Source organism: Aquidulcibacter sp. (assembly GCF_020253525.1).
Lineage (GTDB): Bacteria > Pseudomonadota > Alphaproteobacteria > Caulobacterales > Aquidulcibacteraceae > Aquidulcibacter.
The window spans coordinates 1-3,030 of the sequence record NZ_JADCBK010000020.1; the positions used below are offsets into that span (position 1 = coordinate 1).

Sequence of the window (3,030 nt, forward strand, 5' to 3'; positions counted from 1 at the left end):
CGGTATAGACCGCTTGTGACATCAGTTTCCGGTCGCCTTCGCGCGTAACCACCGCATTGGCCGCCAAGGTGGAGCCATCGGCAAAGCGGGAGGCAAAATTGCCGGCCACACCACTGGATAATTCGTCGTCTAGGGTAAGTTCGTCGGCAAAGGTGGTTGAGCCATCGGCATTCACGACGGTGACATTGCCAAAGGCTTTCACAATACCGGTGTTTTGGTTGTAATTGATCTGGTCGGCGCGAACGGTTCGGCCATTATTGCGGGCGGTAACATTGCCCTTGGCAATCAAGACACCGGCCTCATCGCCTTGTTCAATTGTGTCGGCTTCCAAAAGAACAGGGTCTTCGGGCTTGCCTTTGGGCGGTGGCGCCGCCGGGGTGACCGCTTTGGATGAAATTTTCGCGGTTGGGGCTTCTTTCAGATTCCAGTCCGGTTTTTCCCGCGCGATGGCAAGCGCTGGAACCAAAAGGGTTCCAAGCGAGACGGCCAGTAACTGACGTTGCAGTGCGCGCGACATGACCGATCCTTGAAGAGTCGCCAGAGCGGGGGTGTTCGAACGGGTGTAAAGAGCGACTCACCTTACGTCTAGCGGCTAAGCTCACCCATCTTCGCGATAAGAGACTGTTGCAAGGGCGATAAAGAGGGCGGCAAGGGGCGGGCACCAAGCCGCAATCCAGCTTGGCGCATAGCCCGCGGTTGCCAAAGCCCCCGAGATATCATTGACAAAATAGACTACAAGCCCCGCTGAAATCGCTGCAGCGGCCATGATGGCGCGCTGTCCAAACCGATCCCCACTCAATGATAGAACAGCGGCAATCATCGCCATGGATAAAAGCGCGATGGGCAAAGCCAGTTTACGGTGGAATTGAAGCCAATAGCGCTGGGGCGACCCACCAGAGGCTTCTGCTTCGCGTGCTGCGCGGGGAAGTTCCCAAATCGACATCGCGCGGGCTGTCGCATCCTTATTCTTTTGGCTGTCGTCCAGTCGGTCCTTTAGAATGGGGAAGGTCAAGGTTTCAAACGGGACTGGCTGGCTACCAATCGCCGACTTCACACCTTGGGTCAGGGTCCAAGCTTGGTCGGTGCGCCGCGCGGTTTTGGCGTCATAGCGGGCAAGGAAACGCGAATCGGCCTTTGCGAAGGCAAGTAAAGTCACATTGCTATAAAGCCCCGCACTGCCCGCTTCGGCCGAAATAGTTAGTTGCATATCGGGAGTGCGGTCCTTGATCCACATCATGGTACGGCCGCCTTCGCCTGTCTTGGTGGTTGCAACGGCGGTCAAAGCTTGAAGTTGGGTTTCGTAGGCAAGGTTCAGGCGGGCTGCCGACGGGCCTAGGATGAAGATCGCAAACAGGCCAACCAAAGCTGCCAAGACCGCCACTGGGCTCAAAAACCGCCAGGTTGAAACACCTGACGCCCGCATTGCAACGATCTCAGAACTCCGTGCCAGCCGCATAAAGGTCACGATCGAACCCACCAGCACCGCAAAGGGCAAAGCGAGCTCTAAAATGCCCGGCGTGCGCATGAGCGTGAAGCGCAACGCGGTAAAGGTGTTGGCATTGGCTACCCCGGAAACATTGCGAAGTTGCTCCACAATATCGACCAAAATGATCGACAGACAGACACCGCCTGCGGCCACCAAAATGCCGAACAAAGTGAGGCGGAAAATATAGAGGTCGAGCCGACTAATGCGCATAGCCACCTCGCGCTTTGGATTTTGACCTCGGCACAAATTTGTCAGACAGGATCACAAAACTCGGCAACCGCGCGCGCATCGATCGGGTTGCAAAAAACAGAACGGCCAAGGGGATCAGGTATAGCACGAGCCCGAGGGCTGGCTGGTCTGCAACTGTTGGAATAAGCCCGGTAAAGCTCAACAGCATGAAAATCAGGCCACCAAACGCCCAGCCAACCCGGGCAGCATAGCCCTGACGGGAAAAAGAGCCCCCTAATATTGCCAGCATAGCCAAGGCGACAGAAGAAAGGCAGATGATGGGGGCCGCAAGGCGACGGTGGGCTTCTGCCAAGAGGTCGCCGACATGGTCTCTGTCCCAATAATCGGTCAGATCAGGCTTTAGCAATTGCGGTAAGAAGCGGTCTGACGGCTTGTAAAACAGCTCAAGATTTTTGTCGGCAAACCCGCGAAGCTCCACCACATAATTGGAAAAGCCGATCAAATCCACTTGCCCATTGTCGAGCTTTCGTTGAACCGCCCCATCTTGCAGGACAATCACGGGCCCCGTTTCAAGCTTGGCAATGGTGCCGCGCTGGGCAACATAGATCACGGGGTTGGCGGCAGATTTGGTGTCGGAAATGATCATGCCATTGAGTGTACCATCGCGGTCTATCCGGCGGGCAAAAACCATCAAACCATCGACACTGGACCGAAATTCCCCCTCCCGCACCATAGAGCTGGCAAAATCGGCACGAATTTCAAACAAACGCTCGCGCATTTCTCGCAAGGCCAAGGGTTGTACGAACAGGTTGACGGCAAGCGCTGCCACCGCTCCCATCGCGGCCAAGCGGAAGGCAGGCTCTGCCACGCGCCATAAGGTCCAGCCAGCCCCATAGGCGACAATGATCTCATTATCCTGATGCAAGCGCCCATAGGTCCAGCTCACGGCAGCAAATAGACCCACCGGCATAACAATGGCCATGATTTGCGGGGTGGCCAGCAGAGAAATACCCAGAAAGGTTGCCGCACTTTGGCCACGCTCAAAGAGCAAATCCAATTGGGAAAGACTCTGGGTCAATAAGGCAATCAGCGTCAGCCCGACCATGATCAGGAGAAACACGGGGACCAATTGGCCAAAATAATAGCGTTGGAGCTTATTCATGGTTCCGTTAGCTGCGCTGGGGAGGCAACGATTGACAGCTTGCCAGTTGCACCTAACACCGTGCCGCGCAATTTAGAAGCCACCATCTTTACATCCAGCTTGGCTGGATCGGTTTTTTGTCGGCGCGCCACGGTGGGCTGACCCAGCATTTGGGAGCGTGAAAGCTATGAAAATTGAATTTACTGCCGCAACA

At 55.7% G+C, this 3,030-nt stretch carries 3 protein-coding genes; all 3 read right to left on the minus strand.

What is annotated here, in order from left to right; all coding sequences use genetic code 11:
* Positions 1-517, minus strand: a 517-nt coding sequence (locus tag IOB61_RS02710) for an LptA/OstA family protein (protein ID WP_290811803.1), incomplete at its 3' end; no start/stop codon positions are given.
* Positions 518-598: 81 nt separating this feature from the next.
* A complete protein-coding gene (locus IOB61_RS02715; protein WP_290811806.1) occupies positions 599-1,696 on the minus strand; it encodes an LptF/LptG family permease in 1,098 nt (365 codons plus the stop codon).
* Complete coding sequence (locus IOB61_RS02720; protein ID WP_290811809.1) at positions 1,686-2,837, minus strand: LptF/LptG family permease; 1,152 nt, start codon at positions 2,835-2,837, stop codon at positions 1,686-1,688. Before IOB61_RS02720 ends, IOB61_RS02715 begins: the two co-directional genes overlap by 11 nt.
* Positions 2,838-3,030: the final 193 nt, after the last annotated feature.

Bases quoted from the DNA above. Each gene is read 5' to 3' on its own strand.
- IOB61_RS02715 (WP_290811806.1), bottom strand. From the start codon at position 1,696: ATGCGCATTAGTCGGCTCGACCTCTATATTTTCCGCCTCACTTTGTTC.
- IOB61_RS02720 (WP_290811809.1), bottom strand. From the start codon at position 2,837: ATGAATAAGCTCCAACGCTATTATTTTGGCCAATTGGTCCCCGTGTTT.